29 protein-coding genes are annotated in these 25,601 nt (G+C 66.7%); 21 read left to right on the forward strand and 8 right to left on the reverse strand.

Annotation, left to right across the window (positions count from 1 at the left end):
- Positions 1–274 precede the first annotated feature (274 nt).
- The 5 genes from AB0N05_RS18785 (at position 275) to AB0N05_RS18805 (ending at position 3,555) form a co-directional block, all read left to right on the forward strand.
- Positions 275–877 carry a hypothetical protein gene (locus tag AB0N05_RS18785; protein ID WP_364695290.1) on the forward strand — a complete coding sequence of 201 codons (603 nt, stop codon included), beginning with the start codon at positions 275–277 and terminating at the stop codon, positions 875–877.
- Positions 878–968: 91 nt separating this feature from the next.
- Positions 969–1,406, forward strand: a complete 438-nt coding sequence (gene aroQ / locus AB0N05_RS18790; RefSeq protein WP_364695293.1) for a type II 3-dehydroquinate dehydratase — start codon at positions 969–971, stop codon at positions 1,404–1,406.
- A 124-nt stretch (positions 1,407–1,530) separates the two neighbouring features.
- Positions 1,531–2,460: an ABC transporter ATP-binding protein gene (locus AB0N05_RS18795; protein ID WP_364695296.1), complete on the forward strand. Its 930-nt coding sequence runs from the start codon at positions 1,531–1,533 to the stop codon at positions 2,458–2,460.
- Positions 2,457–3,329 carry an ABC transporter permease gene (locus tag AB0N05_RS18800; RefSeq protein ID WP_364695299.1) on the forward strand — a complete coding sequence of 291 codons (873 nt, stop codon included), beginning with the start codon at positions 2,457–2,459 and terminating at the stop codon, positions 3,327–3,329. Before AB0N05_RS18795 ends, AB0N05_RS18800 begins: the two co-directional genes overlap by 4 nt.
- Entirely contained in the window at positions 3,319–3,555 is a 237-nt protein-coding gene (locus tag AB0N05_RS18805; RefSeq protein WP_364695302.1) for a helix-turn-helix transcriptional regulator, read from the forward strand. The genes AB0N05_RS18800 and AB0N05_RS18805 overlap by 11 nt, the downstream gene beginning before the upstream one ends.
- A 40-nt stretch (positions 3,556–3,595) precedes the next feature.
- On the opposite strand, the gene AB0N05_RS18810 is transcribed toward AB0N05_RS18805, so the two are convergent.
- Positions 3,596–4,483 (reverse strand): NAD(P)-binding domain-containing protein, encoded by an 888-nt coding sequence (locus tag AB0N05_RS18810; protein ID WP_364695305.1) that lies wholly within the window; start codon positions 4,481–4,483, stop codon positions 3,596–3,598.
- A gap of 180 nt (positions 4,484–4,663) precedes the next feature.
- Here AB0N05_RS18810 and AB0N05_RS18815 point away from each other — a divergent pair, with 180 nt between their 5' ends.
- Complete coding sequence (locus AB0N05_RS18815) at positions 4,664–4,981, forward strand: helix-turn-helix domain-containing protein (RefSeq protein WP_364696480.1); 318 nt, start codon at positions 4,664–4,666, stop codon at positions 4,979–4,981.
- 4 nt (positions 4,982–4,985) lie between these two features.
- Here AB0N05_RS18815 and AB0N05_RS18820 read toward each other — a convergent pair whose 3' ends face one another.
- Positions 4,986–6,116 (reverse strand): glycerate kinase, encoded by a 1,131-nt coding sequence (locus AB0N05_RS18820; protein ID WP_364695308.1) that lies wholly within the window; start codon positions 6,114–6,116, stop codon positions 4,986–4,988.
- Positions 6,117–6,217: 101 nt separating this feature from the next.
- On the opposite strand from AB0N05_RS18820, the gene AB0N05_RS18825 reads away from it, so the two are divergent.
- Positions 6,218–6,541 carry a GNAT family N-acetyltransferase gene (locus AB0N05_RS18825; protein WP_364695311.1) on the forward strand — a complete coding sequence of 108 codons (324 nt, stop codon included), beginning with the start codon at positions 6,218–6,220 and terminating at the stop codon, positions 6,539–6,541.
- 21 nt (positions 6,542–6,562) lie between these two features.
- Here the strand turns inward: AB0N05_RS18825 and AB0N05_RS18830 are convergent, their stop codons facing one another.
- Positions 6,563–7,324: a 1-acyl-sn-glycerol-3-phosphate acyltransferase gene (locus AB0N05_RS18830; RefSeq protein WP_364695314.1), complete on the reverse strand. Its 762-nt coding sequence runs from the start codon at positions 7,322–7,324 to the stop codon at positions 6,563–6,565.
- An 86-nt stretch (positions 7,325–7,410) separates the two neighbouring features.
- Between AB0N05_RS18830 and AB0N05_RS18835 the strand changes: the two genes are divergently transcribed.
- The 3 genes from AB0N05_RS18835 to AB0N05_RS18845 are packed head-to-tail and all read left to right on the forward strand — an operon-like array spanning position 7,411 to position 9,296.
- Complete coding sequence (locus AB0N05_RS18835; RefSeq protein WP_364695317.1) at positions 7,411–8,028, forward strand: YqgE/AlgH family protein; 618 nt, start codon at positions 7,411–7,413, stop codon at positions 8,026–8,028.
- Between the two features lie 48 nt (positions 8,029–8,076).
- Positions 8,077–8,583 carry a sigma-70 family RNA polymerase sigma factor gene (locus AB0N05_RS18840; RefSeq protein ID WP_364695320.1) on the forward strand — a complete coding sequence of 169 codons (507 nt, stop codon included), beginning with the start codon at positions 8,077–8,079 and terminating at the stop codon, positions 8,581–8,583.
- Positions 8,580–9,296: a zf-HC2 domain-containing protein gene (locus tag AB0N05_RS18845; protein ID WP_364695322.1), complete on the forward strand. Its 717-nt coding sequence runs from the start codon at positions 8,580–8,582 to the stop codon at positions 9,294–9,296. Before AB0N05_RS18840 ends, AB0N05_RS18845 begins: the two co-directional genes overlap by 4 nt.
- A gap of 74 nt (positions 9,297–9,370) precedes the next feature.
- On the opposite strand, the gene AB0N05_RS18850 is transcribed toward AB0N05_RS18845, so the two are convergent.
- The 3 genes from AB0N05_RS18850 to AB0N05_RS18860 form a co-directional block, all read right to left on the reverse strand.
- Positions 9,371–10,147 (reverse strand): ABC transporter permease, encoded by a 777-nt coding sequence (locus AB0N05_RS18850; RefSeq protein WP_364695325.1) that lies wholly within the window; start codon positions 10,145–10,147, stop codon positions 9,371–9,373.
- A complete protein-coding gene (locus AB0N05_RS18855) occupies positions 10,144–11,100 on the reverse strand; it encodes an ATP-binding cassette domain-containing protein (RefSeq protein ID WP_364695328.1) in 957 nt (318 codons plus the stop codon). The genes AB0N05_RS18850 and AB0N05_RS18855 overlap by 4 nt, the downstream gene beginning before the upstream one ends.
- 116 nt (positions 11,101–11,216) lie before the next feature.
- Positions 11,217–11,732, reverse strand: a complete 516-nt coding sequence (locus AB0N05_RS18860; RefSeq protein WP_364695331.1) for an EXLDI protein — start codon at positions 11,730–11,732, stop codon at positions 11,217–11,219.
- Positions 11,733–11,880: 148 nt separating this feature from the next.
- Between AB0N05_RS18860 and AB0N05_RS18865 the strand changes: the two genes are divergently transcribed.
- Genes AB0N05_RS18865 through AB0N05_RS18880 form a run of 4 tightly spaced genes read left to right on the forward strand, consistent with a single transcriptional unit; the run spans position 11,881 to position 16,546 of the window.
- A complete protein-coding gene (locus AB0N05_RS18865; RefSeq protein WP_364695334.1) occupies positions 11,881–13,581 on the forward strand; it encodes a thiamine pyrophosphate-binding protein in 1,701 nt (566 codons plus the stop codon).
- Positions 13,582–13,583: 2 nt separating this feature from the next.
- Positions 13,584–14,252 (forward strand): SRPBCC family protein, encoded by a 669-nt coding sequence (locus AB0N05_RS18870; protein ID WP_364695337.1) that lies wholly within the window; start codon positions 13,584–13,586, stop codon positions 14,250–14,252.
- Between the two features lie 18 nt (positions 14,253–14,270).
- Positions 14,271–15,311, forward strand: coding sequence for a 3-oxoacyl-[acyl-carrier-protein] synthase III C-terminal domain-containing protein (locus AB0N05_RS18875; RefSeq protein ID WP_364695340.1), 1,041 nt, complete (start codon positions 14,271–14,273; stop codon positions 15,309–15,311).
- Positions 15,308–16,546, forward strand: a complete 1,239-nt coding sequence (locus tag AB0N05_RS18880; RefSeq protein WP_364695343.1) for an aminotransferase class I/II-fold pyridoxal phosphate-dependent enzyme — start codon at positions 15,308–15,310, stop codon at positions 16,544–16,546. The genes AB0N05_RS18875 and AB0N05_RS18880 overlap by 4 nt, the downstream gene beginning before the upstream one ends.
- Here AB0N05_RS18880 and AB0N05_RS18885 read toward each other — a convergent pair.
- The gene (locus AB0N05_RS18885) at positions 16,500–17,468 is read right to left on the reverse strand and encodes a bile acid:sodium symporter family protein (RefSeq protein WP_364695346.1); all 969 of its coding nucleotides are present in this window, start codon (positions 17,466–17,468) and stop codon (positions 16,500–16,502) included. The genes AB0N05_RS18880 and AB0N05_RS18885 overlap by 47 nt on opposite strands.
- Positions 17,469–17,572: 104 nt before the next feature.
- Here AB0N05_RS18885 and AB0N05_RS18890 point away from each other — a divergent pair, with 104 nt between their 5' ends.
- The 6 genes from AB0N05_RS18890 to AB0N05_RS18915 all read left to right on the forward strand — a co-directional run bounded on the left by AB0N05_RS18890 (position 17,573) and on the right by AB0N05_RS18915 (position 22,010).
- The gene (locus AB0N05_RS18890; protein WP_364695349.1) at positions 17,573–18,679 is read left to right on the forward strand and encodes a TIGR04222 domain-containing membrane protein; all 1,107 of its coding nucleotides are present in this window, start codon (positions 17,573–17,575) and stop codon (positions 18,677–18,679) included.
- A gap of 124 nt (positions 18,680–18,803) precedes the next feature.
- Positions 18,804–19,751, forward strand: a complete 948-nt coding sequence (locus tag AB0N05_RS18895; RefSeq protein WP_364695352.1) for a TIGR04222 domain-containing membrane protein — start codon at positions 18,804–18,806, stop codon at positions 19,749–19,751.
- Positions 19,748–20,722: a DUF692 domain-containing protein gene (locus AB0N05_RS18900; RefSeq protein WP_364695355.1), complete on the forward strand. Its 975-nt coding sequence runs from the start codon at positions 19,748–19,750 to the stop codon at positions 20,720–20,722. Before AB0N05_RS18895 ends, AB0N05_RS18900 begins: the two co-directional genes overlap by 4 nt.
- Positions 20,719–21,099, forward strand: coding sequence for a hypothetical protein (locus tag AB0N05_RS18905; protein WP_364695358.1), 381 nt, complete (start codon positions 20,719–20,721; stop codon positions 21,097–21,099). The genes AB0N05_RS18900 and AB0N05_RS18905 overlap by 4 nt, the downstream gene beginning before the upstream one ends.
- A 70-nt stretch (positions 21,100–21,169) precedes the next feature.
- The gene (locus AB0N05_RS18910) at positions 21,170–21,466 is read left to right on the forward strand and encodes a hypothetical protein (protein ID WP_364695361.1); all 297 of its coding nucleotides are present in this window, start codon (positions 21,170–21,172) and stop codon (positions 21,464–21,466) included.
- Between the two features lie 112 nt (positions 21,467–21,578).
- Positions 21,579–22,010: a GNAT family N-acetyltransferase gene (locus AB0N05_RS18915; protein ID WP_364695364.1), complete on the forward strand. Its 432-nt coding sequence runs from the start codon at positions 21,579–21,581 to the stop codon at positions 22,008–22,010.
- Positions 22,011–22,031: 21 nt separating this feature from the next.
- Here the strand turns inward: AB0N05_RS18915 and AB0N05_RS18920 are convergent, their stop codons facing one another.
- On the reverse strand, positions 22,032–22,439 hold the full coding sequence (locus tag AB0N05_RS18920) for an SdpI family protein (RefSeq protein ID WP_364695371.1): 408 nt from the start codon (positions 22,437–22,439) through the stop codon (positions 22,032–22,034).
- A 254-nt stretch (positions 22,440–22,693) separates the two neighbouring features.
- On the opposite strand from AB0N05_RS18920, the gene leuS reads away from it, so the two are divergent.
- A complete protein-coding gene (gene leuS, locus AB0N05_RS18925; RefSeq protein WP_364695374.1) occupies positions 22,694–25,567 on the forward strand; it encodes a leucine--tRNA ligase in 2,874 nt (957 codons plus the stop codon).
- The last annotated feature ends 34 nt before the right edge of the window (positions 25,568–25,601 follow it).

The raw sequence follows: 25,601 nt of genomic DNA on the forward strand, positions 1-25,601 counted from the left end.
CAGACGGCCCGCGGTTCCACCATTCCACCAGGCGTACAAGTACTGAGCACCACCATAGTGCCGATTTCGGTTGGGAACGACCAATTACATGATCACCGGTCGGTTACGAGCCTGGCGTATTCGCGACGTTCAAGACCGACCGGTTCGCACTCGCGACAGCGCGTGCCCGCATCCCCGCGAACCCCGTTCTCGCAGAGCGGAACCCACGGACGGGTAATCGCCGTAATGTTGTAATCAGCATTACAACTCCAGGTCGTTAGTGAGAGTGACCAATATGAGACACGGACATCGCGGACACGGTTTCGGACGTCCCGGCGGCTGGCAGCAAGCCGACCTCCCGGACCCCGCGGACGCAACCGACTGGTTCGCTGGCAGATTGCCAGCCGACTGGTTCACCGGACCCGCAACCCTCGAGATCGATCGCGACGAAATCGTCGTGGTCGGCGAACTCCCCATCCCCGCACCCGAACCCGCCGCCGAGGCCGAAGCCGCCCAGGCCGCGACCCCAGGCGAAGTACCGCAGGCCACCCGCGAGGGACTCATCGCCCGCTTCCGCGAGTCGACCCGACCCGCGCGCATGCAGATCGCCCAGGAGGCACAGGGCCGATACGGCCGCAATGTGGCCTGGGGCGTATCGGTCGGCGGTGAACGAATCATGTTCACCCACCTGGCCGTTCCGGTCATGACCCGGCTGCGCCAGCCCGAACGCAAGGTGCTCGATACCCTGATCGACGCCGGTGTGGCCCGCTCCCGCTCCGATGCCCTGGCCTGGACCGTGAAGCTCGCGGGCAAGCACGCCGAGGAATGGCTGGCCGAACTCCGCGACGCCATGCGCAAGGTCGACGACCTGCGCTCCGAAGGTCCCCAGGGACTCTGAATCTGTCCTCGAGAACTTTGAGCACCTGTCCGAGGGGACTCCACGCCCGGGAGGGGCAGGACAGTGGAGTCCCGCGGGCTAGGGTGTCGGCATGGCTGATTCCGGTCCGATCCTGGTGCTCAATGGCCCGAACCTGAATATGCTCGGCACCCGCCAGCCCGAGGTGTACGGCGCCGACACCCTCGACGACGTGGTGGAGCTGTGCCGCAAGACGGCCGCCCGGTTCGCCCGGGAGGTCGTCGCCTTCCAGTCCAATCACGAAGGCGCGCTGATCGACCGGATTCACGCGGCGCGCGGCGTCGAATCCGGGATCGTGATCAACCCGGGCGGCCTCACCCACACCTCGGTGGCGCTGCGCGACGCCCTCGTCATCCCGGAGGTTCCGATCGTCGAGGTGCACATCAGCAATGTGCACGCCCGCGAGGAGTTCCGACACCACTCCTATGTCTCCCCCATCGCCACGGCGGTCATCGCCGGGATGGGGATTCAGGGTTATGCCGCCGCAGTCGAATTCCTCTGCGTGCGCTGAGCGACCACCGAACACCGAAGGCCCTGGGACCGAAAGGTTCCGGGGCCTTCTTTATTTGCCTGGTCACGGAAAAATGTAGTAGGTATGCTACATCTCATCCGGTTTGCACTACGGAGGGGTGGAGATGACTGTCGGCGAAGGCGTCGTGATCGACGTCCGAGATCTGCGGATGCGCTACGGCACACGAGATGTGTTGCAGGACGTGACTTTTCAAGCACATCAGGGGGAGGTGCTGGTACTGCTCGGCCCCAATGGCGCGGGCAAGACCACGACCATCGAGATACTGGAAGGCTTCCGCATGCGCTCGGCGGGGCAGGTCGAAGTGCTCGGCTTGGACCCGGCGCATGCCGATGAAGCGTGGCGGGCCCGAGTCGGCGTGGTGCTGCAATCCTGGCGTGATCACAGCAAGTGGCGGGTCCGGGAACTGCTCGACTACCTGGGCATGTTCTATGCGCCCTACTCGACCGGCAAGCACTGGCGGCCTTGGGACACGGACGAACTCATCGCGGCGGTCGGTCTCGGCGAACACGCGAACAACAAGGTCATGACCCTGTCCGGCGGGCAGCGGCGGCGACTCGATGTGGCAATCGGCATTGTCGGCCGCCCCGAACTGCTGTTCCTGGACGAGCCGACGGCGGGCTTCGACCCGCAGGCCCGCCGCGAATTCCATGATCTGGTGCACCGGCTCTCCGACGACCAGCAGACCACCATCCTGCTCACCACGCACGACCTGGACGAGGCGGAGAAACTGTCCGACCGCATCCTGATCCTGGCCGGCGGGCGCATCATCGCCGACGGTTCGGCCGATCAGCTGTCCCGGCGGATCGCCGGTGAGGCCGAAGTGAAGTGGACCCGCGACGGACAGCGGTTCGTGCACACCACCACCGAGTCGACCAAGTTCGTCTACGAGCTGTTCCAGCAGCACGGCGAGGAGATCAGCGAGCTGGAGGTGCGGCGCGCCTCACTGGAGGACACCTATATGACCCTCGTCCAGCGTTCCGAATCCGGTCGGGGCGAGACCGATCTGCGCAGTCTCGAGGAGGTTGTCCGATGAATGCGATCACCACGGCGACGGACCCGATGCTGACGGCCGTCCGGGCGGGCATGCGCCGCAGCCGGATCGAATTGCGCCAGACCTACACCAATGGGATGGACCTGTTCACCCAGTTCTTCTGGCCGTTCAGCATCCTGGTGGCACTGTTCTTCATGCGCAACGGCCATTTCGAGGGCACCGGGATCGGGCTGGGCGCGCTGGCGCTGCCCAGCGTGGTCGGCATGCTGGTCGCGTTCACCGGCATGTTCGGCATCGGCCAGTACCTGACCCTGGACCGGGAGGACGGGACCCTGCTGCGCGCCAAGGCGACTCCCAATGGCATCGTCGGCTACCTGACCGGCAAGATCCTGACCGTCTCCGGGCAGATGCTGGTGCAGGTGACGGTGGTGCTGGGGTTCGGCATGATCGCGGTCGGCGGCGTGGAACTGAACAGCGTCGGCGCGTGGTTCACCTTCATCTGGGTGCTGGTGCTCAGTGCGCTGGCGACCCTGCCGCTGGGCGCGGTCATCGGTGCGGCCTTCGACAACCCGCGGGCCATCGGCTTCATCTCGTTCCCGATCATGGGTCTGGTGTCGATCTCCGGCGTCTTCTACCCGATCACCTCCATGCCCGGCTGGGTGCAGGGTTTGGCGCAGCTGTTCCCGATCTATTGGGCCGGGCTCGGCATGCGCTCGGCCCTGCTGCCCGATTCGGCGGTGGCGGTGGAACTCGGGCAGTCCTGGCGGCATTGGGAAACCGTTGCGGTGCTGGGCATCTGGGCCGTCATCGGCCTGGCGTTCGCGCCGATCTTCTTGCGCCGGATGGCGCGGCGGGAATCGGGTTCGAAGGTGGCGGCCCGGCGGGAGAAGGCCTTGGCGCGTGGCTACTGAGGTTCTCTTCAATCGGATCGCGATGCTGCGCGCCGAACGCGGTATCTCCCGGCGGGAACTGGCCGAGGCGCTGGGCGTGCACTATCAGACGGTCGGGTATCTGGAGCGCGGCGAGTACAGCCCGAGCCTGCATCTGGCATTGCGGGTCGCACAGTACTTCGAGGTGCCGGTGGAGGTGGTCTTCTCGACCACCCCGTTCCCGCGCATCGGCTCCGAATCAGCCTGACCGGCAATCGGTTCCGGCAACGCCGCCGGAACCGGTTCGCTCACTTCGCGACGGCCGCGTCCCGCATGAGTTCGAAGGTCGAGACGGCCCGACCGGCTTCGCCGCTGGCGGCGACGGCCTTGCGCCAGAACGCCTGCGATTCGCGCGACAGGGTGGCGTCCACACCGACCTCCTCGCTCGCGTCGATGATGTGCTGCGCACCCGCGTCCATCATCTTCAGGCTCGCGATATCCGCCCAGCCACCGTTCTGATTCGCCACCGAGAACTGCTCCATGAAATACGGGAACGCCGCACTGGCGCGCACGGCGAACGGGACGAACTGAGCAATGTCCTGCCCGGAGCGCGCGATCATGGCCGTCGCCTGATCGAAGGCCAGCAGCCAGGGATGGAAAATGGTGAGCAGCCCCTGGTAGAAGACCTGCGCCAGACCGTCATCCGCGCCCAGGTACTCCTGCGGGCTGAGCGGCCGCAGCAGTTCGGCGTGGGCATCGAAGACCTCACGCGGCCCGCTGTAGAAGATGTAGGAGGCCGGGTGCTCGATATTGTCACCCGCCGACATGACGCCGCCGGAGAAGAATTCCGCGCCGTGCGAACGCACCCAGGCCGCACCCCCTCGCGCCTGCTCCGGGGAATCCGAGGACAGGTTGGCGATCACCTTGCCCTTCAGATGATCCGTGACCGGACCGAGCACGTCGTACATGGCGGCGTAGTGGGTGAGGCTGAGCACCGTCACCTCATTGGCCGCGAGGGCCTCGGCCAGGGTGGCGGCCCGCTTCGCGCCGAGTTCGGCCATGGCGTCGGCCTTCTCGGGGCTGCGGTTCCAGACCGTGACCTCGACACCGGCCTTCAGGAAGGCCTTGACCATGGACTGACCCATCGGGCCCAGGCCGACGACGGTGACGGAATGGGGGTGGGAATTGACAGACATCTTGTGTCCCTTCGAATCTCGCTTTGCCGGGTGTCCGGCACCGGATTCGATGGTGCTCACGATCGGTAGCCTCGGGAAGACCACACGTTCGAGTGGGGTTGCTTACCTGAAGGTTCGAAATCTGGTCAGGAGGTCGCGGTGAGTGTGGACGGTGACGCAGTTCACGACGAGGTGTGTGGCATGTCGGTGGCCATCGATGTGGTCGGCGGGAAATGGAAGCTGCACCTCATGTGGGTGCTGGGCGAGGGACCGCAGCGTTTCGGGGAGATCCGCCGCCTGCTGACCGGTGTGAGCGAGAAGGTGCTCGCCGAGAATCTGCGCCAGCTCGAGGCGAGCGGGGTGGTGCACCGGGAGATCTACCCGGAAATCCCACCCCGCGTGGAGTACTCGCTCACCCCGCTCGGCGAGGAACTGAATGTGGCCCTGCGGCCGCTCGAGACCTGGGGCGACCGCAATCGCGATCGGATCCTCGGCCGCCCCGCCGCCATCGCCGGATAAACGCTCAGGCGGGAGGGTTCACCGTGGCGAGCCGCTCGCCGACCCGCTCGAGCAGGGCGGCGGCCTCCGCCATGCAGCGGTCCGGATCCGGTTCGAGATCGGTGAGGGCATAGGCCGTTTCGAACCCGGCCTCGCGAAGCTGACCGGGCGTCAGTTGCAGGCGGCCCGCGACGGCGATGATCGGGACACCGGCCTGCCGGGCGGCGGTGGCGACGCCCATGGGGGCCTTGCCGTGCAGGCTCTGCGGGTCCAGGGAGCCTTCCCCGGTGATCACCAGGTCGGCCCCGGCGAGCTGGGCGGGAAATTCCACGAGCTCGAGGACGACGTCGATGCCGGGGCGCATGACCGCGCCGAGCACCGCCATCGCACCGAAACCGGTGCCTCCCGCCGCGCCCGCGCCGGGCTTGTCGGCCCAGGCCGGGCCGATCAGCCGAGCCCAATTCGTCAGGCCCGCTTCGAGAATGGCGACCTCCGCGGGACTCGCGCCCTTCTGCGGTGCGTAGACCTCGGCCGCACCGGTGGGACCGAGCAATGGGTTGTCCACATCGCTCGCGAGGGTGATCCGGGTGTGCGCCAGCGCGGGGTGCAGGCGATTGTGGTCCATCCAGCCGATATCGCCGAGAATCGCCCGGCCGGGCTGGAATTCGCGATCGAGCTCGTCATAGAGGCGGAAGCCGAGGGCCTGGAGCATGCCCGCGCCGCCGTCGGTGGAGGCGCTGCCGCCGAGGCCGAGGACGATCTCGCGCAGGCCGCGGTCCAGGGCGTGCGCGATGACCACGCCGAGCCCATAGGTGCTCGTACCCAGCGGATCGAGTTCTCCCCCGGGGAGTTTCGACAGCCCGACGACGGCGGCCAACTCGATCACGGCCGTAGTGCCGCGCACCGCATAGGCGGTGGTCCCGGGCGCGCCGGTCGGGCCGGGGGCCTGCACCTCGACCCGTTTCCATCCGGCGGCGAGGAAGGCGTCCACGGTGCCGTCGCCGCCATCGGCGACCGGCAGCTGCCGGATCTCGGTTCCGGGTGCGGCGCGGGTGATCCCGGCGGCGAGTGCCGCGGCCACCTCGGCCGCGGTCAATGAACCTTTGAATTTGTCCGGGGCGAGGATCACCCGGTGCGGGCCGACTGGTGGTGTCACGCACACAGTCTCCGTGATGAAGCGCCACAACCGCGACACGCCGGAGCTACTGATTGGCAAAACGGACAAATAGGTGCGGGCGAACGGACTAGTTTCAGACCATGTCGAGTGAGTCGATCGAGATCCGCAAGAACGCCGCGCTGGATCGCTTCGAGCTGTACGTCGACGGCCTGCTCGCGGGGGTCGCGGCCTACCAGGACACCGCGAACGAGCGCGCCTTCGTCCACACCGAAATCTATCCCCAGCACGAAGGTCAGGGCTACGGCCGCAAGCTCGTGCAGGGCGCGCTCGACCAGACCCGCGGCGAGGGTTTCGGCATCCTGCCCATGTGCCCGATGGTGCACCACTTCGTCGAATCCCGGCCCGAATACCTGGCATTGGTCCCGCAGTGGTCCCGGGAACGCCTGAACCTGCCCCAGCAGTGACCTAATCTGCCCCGGCAGTGATCAGTACGCGGCGACCGCTCCGGTGAGTGCCGTCTGGAGTTCATCGCGGACCACGCGGGTGATTTCGGCCGGTTTGGTGGGGAGTTCGCCGAGGGGAACGCCGAAGTAGAAGCTGGCCGACTTGGCTTCCTCCTTGGTGGGCTCCACCGTCTGGTCGGGGCGCGGGCCATAGCTCAGGCCCAGGCTCACCAGGACCGGGTCCGCACCGAGCTTCTTGGCGCGGAATGCGATGTGGCCGATGCCGGTTCCGAGCGGCTGCACCTCGGTGGGGACCTCGAGATTGCAGGTGCCCTCCGGGAACACCGCCACCCCATCGCCGCGCGCCATCCGCTCGGCGCAGATATCGATCATGCGCTGGCCGGCGGCGTTCACCGCGCGCAGGCCGTGATCCTTGCCGCGGAAGACCGGAATGCCGCCCATCATGTCGATGCGCCCGCGGAGTTTGTCCTCCAGGAACAGCTCGTCCTTGGCCAGCACCCGGGTGCGCCCGATGACCGGCCGCAGCGCCCCGCGCCAGGCGGCCGCGGCGACCGTGTAGGGATCCAGCTGCGAGAGGTGATTGACGGCGATGAGCAGCGGCCGCTTGGCGGAGATGAACTCGCGCAGGCGTTCCCGCGCCCCGGGCGCGTAGGAGATGCGCGGCTGGTAGCGGCGGCCCAGCAGCCAGTAGGCGGCCTTGGCTTTGACCACGTTCTGCTGATGATCGCGATAGAAGTCGTAGACCGCGTCACTGTTCTCGAGGATCACCTCGGGACGTTCCATGTCGCCACCCTAACCGGGCACGGCGCAATTGCGCAGAGCGCAAATTATGCACCGCAATTACCCGGTGACGGTGCGATGATGGCGTGGTGGCACGCGCAGAGGAACACGGTGACCATTCTCGACGCGAATTCCGGCACCAGGACCAGGTGGTACGGCCTGGCACCTTGCTGGTGTCCGCAACCGATCTCGATGAGCCGACTTTCCGGCGCACGGTCATCTACATCATCGAGCACAATGAGGGCGGCAGCCACGGCGTCGTCCTGAACCGGCCCAGCGAGACCGCCGTGCACGAGGTCCTGCCGAACTGGACGGATCTGGTCGCCGTGCCCCGCGCGCTCTATATCGGCGGCCCGGTGGGCGGCAATCTCGTCCGCTGCCTGGCCACCCTCAAGGTCGGAGCCGACGTGCGCCCACAGGTCGACGGCCTACGCCGGGTGGACGGCCGGGTCGCCCTGGTCGACCTGGATTCCGACCCGGATCGGATCGCACCGCTGATCGAGGGCCTGCGCATCTTCGTCGGCTACTCCGGCTGGACCTTCGGTCAGCTGGAAGGCGAACTGGATCGCGGCGATTGGATAGTCCTGTCCGCCCTCCCCACCGATCTCCTGGCCGGTCACGTCGACCTGTGGGCGCACGTCCTGCGCCGCCAACCGCTCCCCCTTCGTCTGCTGGCCACGCACCCGATCGAGATCGACCGAAACTGAACTGAACCGTTGACACAGTCTGTGTCGTGGAGCGTTCGGAGGTAATCGATGGTCGACGACCAGGCGGCTCTGCTGCGGGCGATTTATGAAGAGCACGCGGCGGCGTTGTGGCGGTACACGTACGGCCTGGTGGGTGATCCGGGCCGGGCAGAGGACATCGTTCAGGAGACTTTGCTGCGGGCTTGGCAGCGGCCGAACGTGCTGGATCAGTCCACCACCTCGGCGCGGGCCTGGCTCTTCACCGTCGCACGTAACCTGGCAGTGGACGAGCATCGCAGCGCGCGCAGCCGCCGCGAATTCCGCACCGACCATCCGCCGGAGCAGCCGGTCCCGGACAAGACCGATCGGGCCCTGGACGGCTGGCTGGTCGCGGATGCGCTGGCCCGGCTGAGCATCGATCACCGGGATGTCATCGTCCGTGCCTACTACCGGGGTCTGTCCACCCATCAGATCTCGGAGGAACTGGAGATTCCGGAGGGCACGGTGAAATCCCGTATGCACTACGGCATGCGGGCCTTGCGTCTGGTGTTGCAGGAAATGGGGGTGACGAGATGACCGCGGGCCACGAGCTCTGCGACGGCTACACGACCTGGGACGGCGCGTACGTGCTCGGCGCTCTTGCCCGGGACGACCGCCGGGAATACGAGGAACACCTGGTCGGCTGCGACAGCTGCCGCACCGCGGTATCGAAGCTGGCCGGACTGCCCGGGCTGCTCGCCATGGTGGATACCGAGACGGCGCTTTCCCTTGCGGCGGAGGAAGATCCGCCCTCGACGGTGCCGCCGCCGCCCGAACAGCTATTGCCCCGACTGGCGGAGCACGCCCGGAAACGACGCCTGCGAGGACGCTTCTGGTCCCTCGGCGGCGCGGTGGCGGCCGCCGCGGCCGCGGTGCTGATCGCAGTGCCGGTGACGGCCACCGTGGCCCGCGACGATTCCCCGGCAATCCAGCAGGTGGTGGCCGAGGGGCCCTTGACGCCACAGATCGAAACCCCGATCACCGCCACCTTCAAGGTGCTGACGGTGAATGGTCAAACCCGCGTGGACATGTGGTGCAACTACCCGCCCGACGAGTACTACTCCTACTCCTGGCAGCTGTCGCTGTGGGTGGTGCGCGAGGACGGGACGCAGTCGAAGCTGGCGGAGTGGACGGCCAAACCGGGCCAGGTCTTCACGCCGGACGGCACCACCTCGGCCGCACCGGGCCAGTTGAAGTCGGTGCAGATCCGCAATGCGAGCGGGAATGTCCTACTGGCGGCGGGCATCTGAACGCACGAGGACGGCGCACCCCCGATATGGGGTGCGCCGTCTTCGCGTCACTCAGCTTCGCGAGGCAGCCTGACTCAGGCGATGCGGCGCTTGAAAAGCGCTGTGGACCAGAAGTATCCGACCACCGACAGGCCGACGCACCAGGCGAGAGCCATGATCCCGTTGTGCCCGATCCCGGTGCCCATGAGCAGGCCGCGCAGGGTTTCGGTGATCGGGGTGAAGGGCTGATATTCGGCGAACTGCTTCACGCCCGCGGGCATGGTGCCGGTCGGCACCAGACCGCTGCCGAGGAAGGGCAGCATGACCAGCGGCATGGGCAGATTGGAGGCGCTCTCCGGGGTTTTCGCGGCGAGGCCGAAGGCGATGCCCAGCCAGTTGAGCGAGAAGATCAGCAGGCCGATCAGGCCGAAGGCGGCCAGCCATTCCAGCAGATTGGCATCATGCGAGCGGAAGCCCAGCAGCACGGCCACCAAGGTCATGACGACGACCCCGAGCATGCCCTGGATCCAGGACCCCACCGCATGGCCGACCAGGACGGCCGACTGCGAGATGTGCATGGTGCGGAATCGGTTGACAATGCCCTTGGTCATATCGGTGGCGACCAGAACCGCAAGTCCCACAGTGATATACGCCGGAATCATGAGCATCATGCCGGGCGTCAGATAGTTGATGTACTTGACGCCGTCGGTGGCCTTCTCCAGCGCGCCGCCGAAGATGTAGTTGAACATGAGCAGCATCACCACCGGCATGATGATCACGCCGCCAGTGAGTGCCGGATATCGCTTGGCGTGCACCAGATTCCGGCGCAGCATGGTCGCCGAGTCGGCGAACGTGTGAGTGGCGGTTGTCATCGCGAGCTCTCCTTCTCGGCCGCGAACCCTCCGGTGAGGGCGAGGAAGACGTCATCCAGGTCGGGGGTGTGCACGGACAAGCCATCGGGTTCGACGCCGATGGAATCGAGCCGGTCCAGCACCTCGCGTACGGCGCGCACCGCGCCGTCGCTCGGAATGGCCAGCGTCAGATCGCCATTGACCTGCGCGGCCTCGCCGAACGCGCGCGCCGCGGCGTCGAAGTCGGCGCGTTCGGTGAAGTCGAGTCGGATGTAACCGCCCGGGACCATGCGCTTGAGCTGGTCTGCGGTGCCCTCGGCGACCAGGCGACCCTGGTGCAATACGGCGATCCGGTCGGCCAGCTGATCGGCCTCCTCCAGGTACTGGGTGGTGAGGAAGATGGTGACGCCGTCCGCGACCAGGTCGCGAATGATGTCCCACATGACGCGGCGGCTGCGCGGATCGAGGCCGGTGGTGGGCTCGTCGAGGAAGATGATGCGCGGGCTGCCGACCAGGGTCATGGCGATATCGAGGCGGCGGGTCATACCGCCGGAGTAAGTGGCCGCCACCTTGTCGGCGGCGTCGACCAGGTCGAACTTCTCCAGCAGCGAGGCGGCCAACCGGCGGCTTTCGCTGCGCGGCAGGTGATTCAGGTCGCCCATGAGCAGCAGGTTCTCGCGGCCGGTGAGCAGTTCGTCGACGGCGGAGAACTGTCCGGTCACCCCGATCATGGAGCGCACCTCGTCCGGCTGCGTCGCGGGATCGTAACCGCCGACGGACATGTCGCCGCCGTCCCCGTGCATGAGCGTGGACAGGATCTGCACCGTGGTGGTCTTGCCCGCGCCATTCGGGCCGAGCAGCGAGAAGATGCTGCCCTCCGGGACCTCGAAGTCGATGCGGTCGAGCACGATGTGGTCGCCGAAGGATTTGTTCAGGCCGGAGACTTTTATGGCCGCCGGGCGTTGGCCGTTCATGAGTTCCCCTTCATATATATGCATGAATGCATGCGTGATCTAAGCCGTGACCGCTGAGGCTGCGATCAAAGTGTTTTCGGATCTTCGTATTCAGTTGTGCTTCATGGGGTTTCGGATCAGATGTCGAGATCCTCGACGGTCGGATGCTCGGCGGCGTCGATCACGCGGGCGTAGAGCCGGTCCGGGATCTTGCCCTCCAGATCTTTGATGGAATCGAAGACCTCGAGGTCGAAATCACCCCAATCCTGTTCTCCCACACCGAGGAAGCGGCGCCACTGCTTCCAGTCCTTGAGCACATTGGTGTCGGTCGGGAACTCCGACCAGTGGGAGAAGTGGCTGTGCACCGCGTACGCGCCTTTGCGAGTGCGGTACACCCGGATGTCCTCGATCTGCTCATTGGTCACCTGGTGCCATTCGGCCAGCAGCTGGCCGGAGAAGCGGACCTGCCGCGCCCCGTCCTTGCCGACCTTGAGGACCACCTCGTCGTAGCCCTCGATGCGGCCTTCCTCGAGCTCGATGAAACGCCGCAGCGCCGTCACGATCGCCCCCGACAGATTTCCCCCCACAAGTTCCTGCGCGCGCTGAAACAGCTTGAGGTCTTCATCGGATACGTAGATCGTCTTGTTCGGCATGAGCCAACTATACGTAGACGTATACATACATGGCAAGTAGGTCGCGCAAATGCGACGAGTGCGGCGGATTGAACCGCTGGGTACTCAGAGTCGTATCTCGATTACAAAGGCTCGGGCAGTTGGTGTCAGGCACCGAAAGGAGCCGCCCATGCATAGCGGAACGCGGGTGGTGGACCACCTGGTCAAGGCTGTTTCGGCGCTGGGCGTGCGACACATCTTCGGCGTCGGCGGGGCCAATATCGAGGATCTCTACGACGCGGCGTTCGATCATCGGGAACTGATCACGGCCGTGGTCGCCAAACATGAGTTCTCGGCCGCCACCATGGCCGACGGGTATGCCAGATCCACCTCCGGGATCGGGGTCGTCTGCGCCACCTCGGGTGGGGGCGCGGTGAATCTGGTGGCCGGGCTGGCCGAATCCTTCGCCTCCCGCGTTCCGGTGCTGGCATTGATCGGGCAACCCCCCACCGTCCTGGAGGGCAAGGGCGCTTTCCAGGACTCGAGCGGGCAGGCCGGCAGCTTCGACGCGGTCCGGCTGTTCACGCCGATCTCGCAGTACTGCGCCCGGGTCGACTCGCCCGCCGACCTGCCCGCTCACCTACTGCATGCGGTCGCGGCGGCGCGACGCGGTGGGCCCGCGGTGTTGTTGCTGCCCAAGGATATTCAGCAGTCCGACCTGGTCGCGCCCGACTTCGTGCCGCCCGCGCGCGCGTATCGCCGCGAGATCGAGGGGTTGTGGCGGGTCTCGCAGGCGCTGCGTACGGCGCGGACCACCGGAAAGCTGGTGATCATTGCCGGAGATCAGGTCGCGCGCGACGATGCGCGCGCGGAACTGGCCCGGTTCACCGCCGTGCTGGACGCCGCGGTGGGGGTGGCACCCGACGCGAAAGACGTCTACCACCATGCCGATCCGGGCTTCTCCGGCGTGTCGGGCAGCATGGGGCATCCGGAACTGGCGGCCGCCGTGCGCGGCGCGGTGCTGTGCCTGCTGATCGGCACTCGCATGCCGGTCACCGCGCGAGCCGGATTGGAGGACGCCCTGCAGGGCGTGCCGCTCGCGAGCATCGGTGACGCGGAGCCCTTTCTGCCGTCCACGCATGCCCGCAGCAATAACCTGGCGAAAACGCTGACCGAGCTCTGCGGCGAACTCGACGCGGGAGTGGACCCCACCGGGCACATCGTCCGGCTGCGCCCGCGGCACGCCCGCGAACCGGTTCTGACACCCCTGGCAGTGCCGCCCTCGCAGGGGCCAGGACTGCGGTATCGGGAGGTCGTCGAAACCATCAATGCGGCCCTGCCCGAGGGCGCGGACGTGTTCGCGGATGCCGGGAACACCGGTGCGGCGGTGGTGCATCACCTGCGGCTGCCGCGCGACGGCAGATTCACCGTGGCGCTGGGGATGGGCGGCATGGGCTACGCCTTCGGGGCCGGGATCGGTTCGGCCTTCGCCCGGCATCGGCGCGGTGACGGCGGCCTGCGGCGAACGTTCATCATCGCCGGTGACGGCGCGTTCTTCATGCACGGCATGGAGATTCACACCGCCATCGAGCATGAGCTGCCGATCACCTTCGTGGTCTTCAACAACAACGCACACGCCATGTGCATAACTCGCGAACAGCTGTATTACGGGGATCGGTACAGCTTCAACCGATTCCGGCCGGCGAATCCGGGCGCCGGCATCGCCGCCATGTTCCCGGATCTGTGCACCCACACACCCGTCACCCTCGCCGAACTCGACGCCGCGCTGCGGCATTGCGTCGGCAGTCCCGGACCGTCGTTCATCGCCGTCGACTGCGATCCCGACGAAATCCCGCCTTTCACACCTTTTTTGACGGCCCCCAGGAGGTAATCGTGACCACCAGCGCCCTGCCCGCCCTCAGTGACATCCCGGAGGAATCCATCCCCGGACTGCTGCGCATAGAGAATTCCGATCGAGACGCCACGACCCCGGTCATTCTCGACATGCTCCGGTCGGTATACCCACACGACCAGATCTTCGGCGACTACTGCCCGGTCCAAGGCTATATCGACGCCCCGCCACGCGAACTCTACGAATACCTCGCGGACACCCGGTGCCTGGAGGAATGGACCTACAGCCTGCGCGGATTCACCGAGACCGAGGAGCCGGGGCTGTGGATCTCCTACGACCGGCTCGGACCCAATACCCGCATCTACACCCGCACCGTCGCCAATCCGGATGCCATGACCGTGGACTACCACTGCGCGTGGGATCAGGGCGAGCACCTGTGGATGATCTACCTGATGCGGGTGGTGGACGCGCAGGTCGTGTTCAACAAGCCGGGATCCGTTGTGCTGTGGACGAATTGCCACCACCCGTTCTATGACAAGAACCCCTACCCGGACGCCGCACCGGACAAGCGCAAGGTGTGGGTGGGCGATTTCTGGGAGATGTTCTCCGCCGGACACCAATTGGAGCTCGACAATCTGAAGGCCATTGCCGAATACCGCGCATCGCACGGCCTACCCCTCACCCCTTCCTGGATGCAGGGTCAATCTTAAAGAAATGAGCTGTGCGCCATGGACTTCACCGAACCCACCCTCAGGACGCCGCCTGTCAGCCTGGTCGACGTGGCCGGATACCTCCCCGGAGAACCGGTCGGCACCGAGTACTTCACCCAATTCTCCCGCTCCGAACGCATGGCCAAGAACGTCATGTTCCGGGCACCCAAGGCCCGCCACCATGTGGACCGCGACGAAACCGCGGTCGATATGGCCGAGCGCGCCGTCGCCCCGCTGATCGAACGCCACGGGGCACAGGAGATTTCGAATATCGACATCCTGCTCACGCACACGCAGTTACCGACCAATCCGATCATGGGCTGCGGGCCCGAGGTGGCGCGGCGACTGGATATGAAGCCGCGCTGGGTATTCGACGTGCACAATGGCGGCTGCGCGGCCTTCGTGCACATGATGTGGCTTGCGCGAACCATCATGCAATCGACGGATGCGCGCACCGCGCTCATCGTGTGCACGCAGAATTGTGCGGGGCCGGTGTTCCGGCAGCCCGATATTCGCAAGCTCGCGCAGGCCCCCGTGCCCGGCGACGGCTGCGGGGTGGGGTTGCTCGTGAAGAACAACTCCGCGCCCATCCTCGATATCGAATGCCGCACCTATCCGGAATTCGCCGGGGACATGGACTTCAGCACCGGGTCCGAACGCAAGTACTGGGAGCCCGGCGAGGGCCAGGGGTGCGTGAGCTTCAGCGAATCCAAGGTGGCCAAGGTGTTCTCGCGCGGTAACCGCCTGGTGCCCGAGGTGGCGCAGGTGGTGTGCAAGCGGATCGGGGTGAAGAGCCGCGATATCGACACGCTCGTCACCAATCAACCCAATCGGTTGTTCCTGCGCAATTGGCATGATGCGCTGGAATTGCCGCCGGAACGGCATCCGGACACCTTCGATCAGTGCGGAAACCTGTTCGCCGCGGGCATTCCCATCACCCTGGATGCCGAGAATCGGGCGGGACGGCTGGAGAACGGGTCCGTGGTGCTCATGTCGGCGTTCGCGCATGCCGGGGACTTCGCCGCCGCGGCGGCCGTGCGCTGGGGAGCGGCGCGATGACCGCGCAGGCCGGGTCGGAACCGACCGGGGAGGAGCCGCGACCGGCGGCTCGAATGGTGGCGCAGGCGCGGGGATCCGGACCGGTGCTCTGGCCCACCGGGATGCGGGCGGCGGAAGTCGAAGTGGGGCCGAATGATTCGACACTGATCGACTCACGGCGGACCGAGGCCGTCCGGTATGACCTGAGCCTGAGCGAAAATCCGTTCGCGCCACTGCCTTCCGTGCTGGATGCCCTCGACGACTGCCTGATGCAGGCGAACCGCTATCCGGAGTTCCTGCCCCGGCGGCTGCCGCAGCTGATTGCCGAACACATCGGCATACCGGCCGATCAGGTCGTGGTCGGATCCGGGGCGACCGGGGTGGCCATGCAGATCATGCAGGCGCTGCCCGCACCCGGCACGTCGTTCGTGTACGCGACGCCGACCTTCGACGGGTATCCGATCATGGCCGGGATGATCGGCCTGCGGACCACGCCGGTACCGCTGGATTCCACCGGCCGCCAAGACCTCTGGGCCATGGCGCGGGCGGTGAACGAACGCACCGCACTGGTCGCGGTGTGCCGTCCGCACAATCCGACCGGGACCGTCGTCCCGGCCAGCGAATTGAAGGCATTCCTGTATGCGATACCGGCGACGGTGCCGGTCATCCTGGACGAGGCGTACGTCGAATTCCTCGGTGCGACGGACGCGCTCGACGCCGTGGAGTTGATACGCCGACATCCGAACGTACTGGTGCTGCGTACCTTCTCCAAGGCGTACGGACTGGCCGGGCTGCGCATCGGGTACGCCTTCGGATCGGCCGATCTGGTGCGGCGGGTGCAGCGACTGCAACTGCCGTTCGGAGTGCCCGACACCGCGGTGGCGGCGGTGCGCGCCTCCTACGCGGCGGAATCCGAACTGGGCGAGCGGATCATGCGCATCACCACCGAACGCGAACTGCTGCGAACCGCCCTGCGGCGCAGTGGAATCCGGGTGCCGCGCAGTAGCGCCAACTTCCTGTACCTGCCCGGTCGCGATATCGCGCCCGCACTGGCCAGGGCCGGGATCGTGGCGAAACGCTATCCGGACGGCAGCGCGCGCATCGCGGTCGGCGATCCCGGAGCCGATCGGGCGGTGCTCAAAGCCCTTGCCTCCCGGGAAGGTTCGGGTGCACGGCCATTGCGGCGGGAGGACAGCCGGGTGCTATCGCTCACGGTGCGGTCCGAGCCCAGCGCTGTGCGAGCGCGGCACAGGTGATCAACTGGATTTGATGGAACATCATCAGCGGCAACACGATCAGGCCCACCGGTGATCCGGCGAACAGCACGGTCGCCATGGGCAAACCGGTGGCCAGGCTCTTCTTGGAACCGCAGAACACCACCACGATGCGGTCCGCGCGCTCGAAACCGAGCGCGCGGCCGAGGAACGCCGTCACGGCGATGACCAGCGCCAGAATGACAGCGCACACCACCGCGAGCCCGAGAATCCGCCACGGCGACATGGCATGCCAGATGCCCTCCACCATGCCCGCACTGAACGCGCTGTAGACCACCAGCAGGATGGAACCGCGATCCACCAACTTGGTCGGCTCGGCGTAGCGGGCCAGCCAGCCCTTCACCTTCGGGCGGATGAGCTGGCCGATAAAGAACGGCACCAGCAACTGCAGCACGATATCGACGATCGCGGACGGATCCACCTTGGCCTGGCCGGTGGTGTTCATCAACAGGATCACCAGCGCGGGGGTCAGGAAGACGCCGAGCAGATTCGACAGGGTGGCGCTGACGATCGCCCCGGCCACATTGCCCTTGGCGATGGAGGTGAAGGCGATCGAGGACTGCACGGTCGACGGGACCAGGCACAGGAACAGCAGGCCGGTGTACAGATCGCTGGTCAGGATGTGCGGCACCAGCACTCGCGCGGCCAGGCCGAGCAGCGGGAACAGAATGAAGGTGCAGGCCAGCACGGTGACGTGCAATCGCCAGTGCTTCAGACCCGCGAGCGCCTCCTGCGGAGGCAAGCGCGCACCGTACAAGAGGAACAGCAATGCGATGGCAATCTTCGTCAGCACGCTCACGACATTCGCGGCCTCGCCCCGCGCCGGGAAAACGCTGGCGACGGCCACGACGGCGAGTATCGACAGAATGAACCCGTCGATATAGAACTTGCTCAAAAATCGCACCGAACCAGGCTAATCACCCAGGGGTCGACCGTTCGAAGCCGCACCCGCCCAACCACGCTACGGTGTTGATCACGAGCCGGGACGACTCGCGAGGGGGAATCGCCATGGTCCTTGGGACAACGCTTGCCGATGCGGACACCGTGGTTGCGGCCGCCCGAACATGGGGAATTCCGGGCCCGGTCTTCCTCTGTCTCTACGCACTGGCCGGAATCCTCGCGGTCGGCTACGGAGTCGCCGCGCGGATGAGGATCACTCGAGCGTCCAGCCGGGCACCGATCGCCGCGGACGCGCTCACCCTTGCCGAAACCGCCATGCTGGTCGACGATCACCGGCCCGTGCTGACCGGGCTCATGCAGTTGCGCGGCCGCCAGCTGATCAACTCGAACGCGATACCGGTCCGCACACCCGATCCCGCGGAAGACCTTACGCTCGAACCGATCTCGCGCAGTTTGCTCGCCTATCTCTTCTCCAGCGGCCGGCGACACGTGATGGCACTGACGGGAGCCACGTTCTGGCAGGTGCGGAGCATGCGCGACAGTCTCGTCACGCGCGGCTACCTGATCGGGCCGCAGCAGCGGAAAGGGTTCTTCCTGGCGGCCCTGCCCTCGGCGTCCCTGCTCATCCTCGGCCTGGTGCACCTCAGAATGGACATTTCCAATGACCAGCCGATCGGCATTCTGATCCTCCTCATGATCGTGTTGCTGATTTGTGTGTGCCGGATAGTCCGCAACCAGCGACTGACCCACCGAGGCCTTCTCGCCGCCGCGGACGCCCGCAGCCGCTACAGCCATCTGAGCCCACATCTCCGGCCCGCCTACACGGCTTACGGACCGGACAGCGCCGCCATGGCCATCGCCCTCTTCGGGCCCCGGGTGCTGTGGGAGCTGGATCTCGTCCTCGCGCGCCTCACCCTCGGGTTCGTCCCGACGCCCAGACCGAGGGGGCGGGGACCGCGTGGATCGGGGGGATCGCGTGGCAGATCCGGAGGACGTGGGAGCAGCGGGTACCGCGGTAGCAGTTTCGGAGGCGGCGGCTTCGACAGTTACAGCAGTGGAAGTGGCAGTGGCGGTAGCAGTTGCGGCTGTAGCAGCAGCTGCTCCGGAAGTAGCTGTTCCAGCAGTAGCAGCAGCTGTAGCAGTAGTAGCAGCAGTTGTAGTAGCGGCAGTAGCAGTAGCAGTTGTAGTAGCAGTAGCAGTAGTTGCGGCAGTTGACGATGGCCCTGCCGTGGCCCGGGGTCCGGGCTGGTCGCCCCGACAATTCGCGGATTAACACCACACCCCGTCGGCCGCGATACTCGTGTTGATCAGTAGTCCGACTTCTGAGGGTGGAATCGCCATGGTCTCTTGGACCGCCCTGGCCGGGACAAGCATTCCGGTCGCCGCCGATACGTGGGGAATATCCGGCCCGGCCTTCCTCGAGCTCTACCTGCTGGCCGGGGTGCTGGCGGTGATCTACGGATTCACGCAGCGCGCCAGGATCATTCGGGTGGCCGGGGAGGTGCCGGTGGCATCATCCGCCTTGACCCCGGCCGAGACCGCCATGTTGTTCGATGACCGGCGGCCGGTGCTGGCCGCGCTCGCACAATTGCGGGGCCATCAGCTCATCGACTCGAGCGGCGCACCGATCCGGACCCCGGGTGAGGTGGAAAACGCTGCGCTCGAACCCGTCTCGCGCACCCTGTACGCCCATCTGCGGGTCAGCGATCAACGGCATGTGAGCGCACTCGCCGCGGCCGCGCGGGGATCGGTGCAGGGCCTGCGCACGTCGCTCGCCAAACGTGGATTCATGACCGGAGCGGACCAGCGCAAGGAATTCTTCCTGGCCGCACTGCCGCTGTTCACGGTGCTGCTGCTCGGACTGGCACGGGTGATCGCGGGCATCGCGAATCACCGGTCCGTCGTCTACCTGATCCTCACCATGATCGGGCTGGTGTTCTTCACACTGCTGGTGATGCGCCCCGGGCGGTTGACCCGACGCGGCCGCACCGCCGTCAATGACGCGGTGCGCCGCAATAGCCACCTGAGCCCGGCCCACCGGCCCGCCTACAACTCCTACGGCCCGGACAGCGCGGCCCTGGCCACCGCCCTGTTCGGAGCCATGGTGCTGTGGTCCCTCGACCCCGAATTGGCCGGTGCGACCGGCACACTCGCGCTCGGCGGGCTCAGCGGCTCAGGCGGCAGCTGCTCCAGCAGCGACGGCGGTGGCAGTGATGGCGGCGGTGGCGGTGGCGGCTGCGGCAGTAGCTGCGGCGGCGGGGGTTGCGGCGGGGGTTGCGGCGGATGAATCGCTCACCACTACCGGCCACCGGCACGGATCCACTGCCCGCACGGGCGCTGGGCATCGGGTGGCGCAGCGAAATCTGCGGCATCATCGCCGAATTGGCGGGCATCGGATTCTGCGAGGTGATCGCCGAAACGCTCGCCCCGATGCCGAATCGAACGAGCCGTCGCGAGGGCAGGCTGTCCGGCGTATTCGGGAGTTCACGGCGCGGCAAGCAGCCGGAGCTGGCGGTGCCGGAAGAACTCGCGGCACTGGCATCGCGGGGCGTAGCCGTTGTACCGCATGGTGTTTCGCTGTCACTCGGCGGCGCGGAGCCGGTGCAGGAACATCGCGTGACGCACCTCGCGGAGTGTGCTCGCGTTCTGGGGTCACCGCTGGTGAGTGAGCACATTGCCTTTGTTCGCGCGGATGGGGTGGAGGCGGGGCATTTGCTGCCGGTTCCCCGGACTCGCGAGGCCTTGGATGCGTTGAGCAGCAATATCTCCCGCATGCAGCGCGAACTGGAGGTGCCCCTCGCGGTGGAGAACATCGCGACGCTCTTCGAGTGGCCCGATGCGGAGTTCAGCGAGGCCGAATTCCTTCGGGAGCTGGTGGACCGCACGGGTGTGTATCTGCTGCTGGATATCGCCAATGTGTATGCCAATGCCCGCAATCGAGGCCGCGATCCGCTTACCGAACTGCTGTCACTGCCGACCGAGCGGCTGGCCTACTGCCATATCGCGGGTGGGCGGGAGTCCGGTGGGCGCTATCACGACACGCACTCCCACCCGGTGCCCGCCGAAGTGTTGGCACTGGTCGCCGAGTTCACGCGGGCAGATTCGGGAACAGGGGAAGCCGGTCGCCCGGTCCCGCTCATGCTCGAGCGCGACGGGAACTATCCTCCCGCAGCGGAACTCGTCGCCGAGCTCAATGCCATTGCCGTCGCGGCCCGTCGCCCGCCGATCACGGTCGGCTCCGGAGGGCGGTTCGCATGAGCGATTTCGGTGACCCCACCGCATCACCTGAGTTCCGGAGCAGCGCGGGAACTCTCGCGGAGCGGCAGGCGGCGCTGGTGCGCGCGCTGGTCGCGGGGGCACCGGTGCCGCCCGGCTTCGACGCTCCGGATGTCTCGGCCACCGCACATGCGTTGCTGCACAAGCGGGCTGATGATGTCGCACGGCGATTTCCCTTGCTCGCGCACCAGTGCGGCCCGGAGTTCACCGCCCGGTTCCTGGAGTGGGCGCGCGATCGGCCGAAAACCACCACCGCGCAAGACGCTGCCGCCTTCGCCCGGCAGCTCGGGCTGCCCGAGCCGCAGCGCCACGAGGGGTGGAGACGCGCGGTATCGCGGCGATTTCGCGCCCGGGGGTAATCGAATGCGTAAGTGCTAATGTCGGCATGCGTTTGCTAGGTAGTTCCTGCCACCTCGGAAAGGTTCTTCTATGACGACAGCGCACGCCGTGCACACCGATCACGATCATGCCCACGGTCCCAGTTGCGGACACACCGCCGTGGACCATGGCGATCACGTCGACTACGCGCACGACGGCCATCTGCACCGCGATCACGACGGCCACTGGGACGAATGCGAGCCCGCCGGACATATCGCGCACGAGAACCACGATCACCAGCACGGCACGGACTGCGGGCACGAGGCGGTCCAGCACGGCGACCACGTCGACTATCTGCATGACGGCCACCGGCACGCCGCCCACGACGGGCATTACGACGATCACTGACCGTCCTCTATATCAATCCGCCCGGTAGCCCGCTGTCCCGCAACCTCCCGGCACCGCCTGGCGGCGGCGAACCCGCGGCAAGTGACCCATCACACTGAGGCATGCTGGCCTCATGATCGAGGTCGTTACCGTCACCAACGAACAAGAGCTGGCCGATGCCTACGCGATCCGCGTCCAGGTTTTCGTCGATGAGCAAGGCGTCCCCATGGAAGAGGAGATCGACGAGCTGGACCGGACGGCCGATCACTTCCTGGCCCGGTTGAATGGCGAACCGGCCGGGGCGGGGCGGTTGATCGTCCGCGACGGCGTCGGATTGCTCGGGCGGCTGGCCGTGCTGGAGCGGACCCGCGGCACCGGGCTTGGGGCGGCCCTGGTCCGTGCCATCGAGGATCGGGGCCGGGAACGCGGGCTGACGACGGTCGAGCTGCATGCCCAGACCCAGGCACAAGGGTTCTACGAGAAGCTCGGGTACGAGCCGTACGGCGAAATCGGCATGGATGCGGGAATTCCGCACATCTGGATGCGCCGGTCGCTGTCGAACTGAATCGGTTTCGGTCGAGTCAGTTCAGTTGGCGGGGGCGCAGGCGTCGCGCAGTGAGCAGGAGCCGCAGGAGCTGCCGCAGCCGCCGACCTCTTCGGCGGGGGCGAGGGCGGCCATGGCCTTCTCCGCGGCGGCCGCACCGGCCCCGAGGGTGAAGACGGCGATCACCACGGCCAGCACCGGAACGATAATGGCGACAATGCCGGACGCGATCAGGGCGACGCCACCGCTCGCGGCGAGCAGCACGCCCGCGACGATCGAGGTGGGGGCGGCCACGCGATTGGCCAGCCGGTAGTTCTCTTCCGAGCGCACCGCGGCCTCGCTGTGCACACCGAAAACGCGGTTGGGCGGCAGGGTTCCGGTGAGCCCGAGCACCCCGGTGACCACGGCCACCGCCGACAGGACGAAGAGGAACATCGCTACCACAAACACCCGGTCGAGGCTACACGGTGTTTAATTTGCCCTCCGCTTCGCTCCGGGCTGTTCGCGGCCCCCGAAGTCTCGGTTCTTCCCTCCCTCCGCTCCTCCGCTGCGCTCCCCCGCTCCACTCAGTCCAGAACCAAGACGGGCCGCGAACCTTGGGCGTGTTGCCGTGCGAGGTTCGACCCTTTTTGGGCCTGGGGGTGCGCACGCTTTACCCTGGTGAGCGACCTTATCGGGGATCGGCTAGGACAGAAGGCAGGACCGTGCAGGACACACGTGCAACCGATACACCCACCGCGGCGGCGGCGGGGGGCGGCGACGTTCCCGCACACCGCTACAACGCCGACCTGGCCGGTCGTGTCGAACAGAAGTGGCAGCAGGCCTGGCAGGAGCGCGGGACCTTCTACGCGCCGAACCCGGTCGGCCCGCTGCAGGGCGAAACTCCGGCCGACAAGCTGTTCATTCAGGACATGTTTCCGTACCCCTCGGGCGCGGGCCTGCATGTAGGGCATCCGCTGGGCTACATCTCCACCGATGTGTTCGCCCGCTACCACCGCATGCGCGGCCGGAATGTGCTGCACGCGCTGGGCTACGACGCCTTCGGCCTGCCCGCCGAGCAGTACGCCGTGCAAACCGGCGCGCATCCGCGGGTCACCACCGAGTCGAATATCGCGACCATGCAGCGCCAGCTGGACCGGCTGGGCCTGGGCCACGACCGTCGCCGTTCCTTCGCCACCACCGATCCCGAGTACTACAAGTGGACGCAGTGGATCTTCCTGCGCATCTACAACGCCTGGTACGACGAGGGCCTGAAGCGCGCCCGACCGATCAAGGAACTGATCGCCGAGTTCGAGAACGGCCGCCGCGCCCCCGTCGACGGCCGCGCCTGGGCCGACCTGGCCACGTCCGAGCGCAATGCCCTGATCGACTCGTATCGCCTGGTCTACCAGACGGATTCGATGGTCAACTGGTGCCCCGGGCTGGGCACCGTGCTGTCCAATGAGGAGGTCACCGGCGACGGCCGCAGTGAGCGCGGCAATTTCCCGGTCTTCCGTAAGCGCCTGTGGCAGTGGATGATGCGCATCACCGCCTACTCCGATCGCCTGGTCGACGACCTGGACGAGCTGGACTGGCCGGAGAGCGTGAAGTCCATGCAGCGCAACTGGATCGGCCGATCCCGTGGCGCGCAGGTGAAGTTCGAGGCCGGTAGCGACACTATCGAGGTGTTCACCACCCGCCCCGATACGCTGTTCGGCGCGACCTACGTGGTGCTGGCCCCCGAGCACGAGCTGGTGGATCGGCTGACCTCGGCGGCCTGGCCGTCCGGCACCGATGCCCGCTGGACCTTCGGCGGCGCGGACACTCCGGCCGAAGCCATTGCGGCATACCGCAAGTCGATCGCGGCCAAGTCGGATCTGGAGCGCCAGGAGAACAAGGAGAAGACCGGCGTCTTCCTGGGCTCCTACGCCACCAACCCGGTGAACGGCGCGCGCGTGCCGATCTTCATCGCCGACTATGTGCTGAGCGGCTACGGCACCGGCGCGATCATGGCCGTCCCCGGCCACGACCCGCGCGACTGGGAGTTCGCCACCGCCTTCGGCCTGCCCATCGTGGAAGTCGTTGCGGGCGGCGATATCTCCGAGGCCGCCTACTCCGGTGAGGGCACCCTGGTGAACTCCGGCTACCTGGATGGCCTGGATATCGAATCCGCCAAGGCCAAGGTGGTCGCGGAGCTGGAGGCGAACGGCCACGGCCGCGGCAAGATCCAGTTCAAGCTGCGCGACTGGCTGTTCGCGCGTCAGCGCTACTGGGGTGAGCCGTTCCCGATCGTCTACGACGAGGACGGCGCGCCGCACGCCCTGCCGGAATCCATGCTGCCGGTGAAGCTGCCGGAGATCGAGGACTTCGCGCCGGTCACCTTCGACCCGGACGATGCCGACTCCGAGCCGTCCCCGCCGCTGGCCAAGGCCACCGACTGGGTGCACGTCGAACTGGATCTGGGCGACGGCCCCAAGCAGTACCGCCGCGACACCAATGTCATGCCCAACTGGGCGGGCAGCTCCTGGTACCAGCTGCGCTATGCCGACCCGACCAATTCGGAGACGTTCTGCGCCAAGGAGAACGAGCAGTACTGGCTGGGCCCGCGCACCGCGGAGCACGGCCCGAACGATCCGGGCGGCGTGGACCTGTACGTTGGCGGTGTCGAGCACGCGGTGCTGCACCTGCTGTACTCGCGCTTCTGGCAGAAGGTCCTGTTCGATCTGGGTGACGTGTCGAGCTACGAGCCGTACCGCCGCCTGTTCAACCAGGGCTACATCCAGGCCTACGCCTACACGGACGAGCGCGGCGCGTACGTGCCCGCCGCCGAGATCGTGGAGCGGGACGGAAAGTTCTTCTGGACCAATACCTCCGGCATCGAGATCGAGGTCTTCCAGGAGTACGGCAAGATCGGCAAGTCGCTGAAGAACGCCATCTCCCCCGATGAGATGTGCGACCTGTACGGCGCGGACACCTTCCGCTTCTACGAGATGTCCATGGGCCCCCTGGACACCTCCCGCCCCTGGGCGACCAAGGATGTCGTCGGCGCGCACCGCTTCCTGCAACGCGTCTGGCGTCTGACGGTCGACGAGGAGTCCGGCGAGGTCAAGGTCACCGACGCCGAGCCGTCGCCGGAAACCCTGCGCCTGCTGCACAAGACCATTGCCGGCGTCGACGACGACTACGCCAACCTGCGGGATAACACCGCGGGCGCGAAGCTGATCGAGCTGACCAACCACCTGACCAAGACCTATCCGGAGGGCGCACCGCGCTCGGTGGTGGAATCCGTGGTCCTGATGCTGGCCCCCATGGCCCCGCATATCGCCGAGGAACTGTGGGAACGCCTGGGCCACACCACTTCCCTGGCCCACGGCCCCTTCCCGATCGCCGATCCGGCCCTGCTGGTGGCGGATTCGGTGGAGTACCCCATCCAGGTGAACGGCAAGGTCCGCAGCCGCGTCAGCGTCCCCGCCGACGCCGATCAGGCGGCCGTCCAGGCCGCCGCCCTGGCCGATGAGAAGATCGCGGAACTGCTGGGCGGCAATGCCCCCCGCAAGATCATCGTCGTCCCCGGCCGACTGGTGAACATCGTCGCCTGACGGCGCGAACGGAAGTAGCGGGCCCGGTGTGCGA

The sequence above is a fragment of the Nocardia sp. NPDC051030 genome (assembly GCF_040683015.1).
GTDB lineage: Bacteria > Actinomycetota > Actinomycetes > Mycobacteriales > Mycobacteriaceae > Nocardia.

Excerpts from the sequence above, each read along its gene's own strand:
- AB0N05_RS18850 (WP_364695325.1), bottom strand. The coding sequence starts at position 10,147 with ATGACAACCGCCACTCACACGTTCGCCGACTCGGCGACCATGCTGCGC.
- AB0N05_RS18895 (WP_364695352.1), top strand. The coding sequence starts at position 18,804 with ATGGTCTCTTGGACCGCCCTGGCCGGGACAAGCATTCCGGTCGCCGCC.
- AB0N05_RS18810 (WP_364695305.1), bottom strand. The coding sequence starts at position 4,483 with ATGTCTGTCAATTCCCACCCCCATTCCGTCACCGTCGTCGGCCTGGGC.
- AB0N05_RS18855 (WP_364695328.1), bottom strand. The coding sequence starts at position 11,100 with ATGAACGGCCAACGCCCGGCGGCCATAAAAGTCTCCGGCCTGAACAAA.
- AB0N05_RS18825 (WP_364695311.1), top strand. The coding sequence starts at position 6,218 with ATGTCGAGTGAGTCGATCGAGATCCGCAAGAACGCCGCGCTGGATCGC.
- AB0N05_RS18890 (WP_364695349.1), top strand. The coding sequence starts at position 17,573 with ATGGTCCTTGGGACAACGCTTGCCGATGCGGACACCGTGGTTGCGGCC.
- AB0N05_RS18860 (WP_364695331.1), bottom strand. The coding sequence starts at position 11,732 with ATGCCGAACAAGACGATCTACGTATCCGATGAAGACCTCAAGCTGTTT.
- AB0N05_RS18865 (WP_364695334.1), top strand. The coding sequence starts at position 11,881 with ATGCATAGCGGAACGCGGGTGGTGGACCACCTGGTCAAGGCTGTTTCG.
- AB0N05_RS18815 (WP_364696480.1), top strand. The coding sequence starts at position 4,664 with ATGTCGGTGGCCATCGATGTGGTCGGCGGGAAATGGAAGCTGCACCTC.
- AB0N05_RS18880 (WP_364695343.1), top strand. The coding sequence starts at position 15,308 with ATGACCGCGCAGGCCGGGTCGGAACCGACCGGGGAGGAGCCGCGACCG.
- AB0N05_RS18845 (WP_364695322.1), top strand. The coding sequence starts at position 8,580 with ATGACCGCGGGCCACGAGCTCTGCGACGGCTACACGACCTGGGACGGC.
- AB0N05_RS18840 (WP_364695320.1), top strand. The coding sequence starts at position 8,077 with ATGGTCGACGACCAGGCGGCTCTGCTGCGGGCGATTTATGAAGAGCAC.
- AB0N05_RS18795 (WP_364695296.1), top strand. The coding sequence starts at position 1,531 with ATGACTGTCGGCGAAGGCGTCGTGATCGACGTCCGAGATCTGCGGATG.
- AB0N05_RS18830 (WP_364695314.1), bottom strand. The coding sequence starts at position 7,324 with ATGGAACGTCCCGAGGTGATCCTCGAGAACAGTGACGCGGTCTACGAC.
- AB0N05_RS18910 (WP_364695361.1), top strand. The coding sequence starts at position 21,170 with ATGACGACAGCGCACGCCGTGCACACCGATCACGATCATGCCCACGGT.
- AB0N05_RS18900 (WP_364695355.1), top strand. The coding sequence starts at position 19,748 with ATGAATCGCTCACCACTACCGGCCACCGGCACGGATCCACTGCCCGCA.
- AB0N05_RS18785 (WP_364695290.1), top strand. The coding sequence starts at position 275 with ATGAGACACGGACATCGCGGACACGGTTTCGGACGTCCCGGCGGCTGG.
- AB0N05_RS18905 (WP_364695358.1), top strand. The coding sequence starts at position 20,719 with ATGAGCGATTTCGGTGACCCCACCGCATCACCTGAGTTCCGGAGCAGC.
- AB0N05_RS18875 (WP_364695340.1), top strand. The coding sequence starts at position 14,271 with ATGGACTTCACCGAACCCACCCTCAGGACGCCGCCTGTCAGCCTGGTC.
- AB0N05_RS18800 (WP_364695299.1), top strand. The coding sequence starts at position 2,457 with ATGAATGCGATCACCACGGCGACGGACCCGATGCTGACGGCCGTCCGG.
- AB0N05_RS18915 (WP_364695364.1), top strand. The coding sequence starts at position 21,579 with ATGATCGAGGTCGTTACCGTCACCAACGAACAAGAGCTGGCCGATGCC.
- aroQ (WP_364695293.1), top strand. The coding sequence starts at position 969 with ATGGCTGATTCCGGTCCGATCCTGGTGCTCAATGGCCCGAACCTGAAT.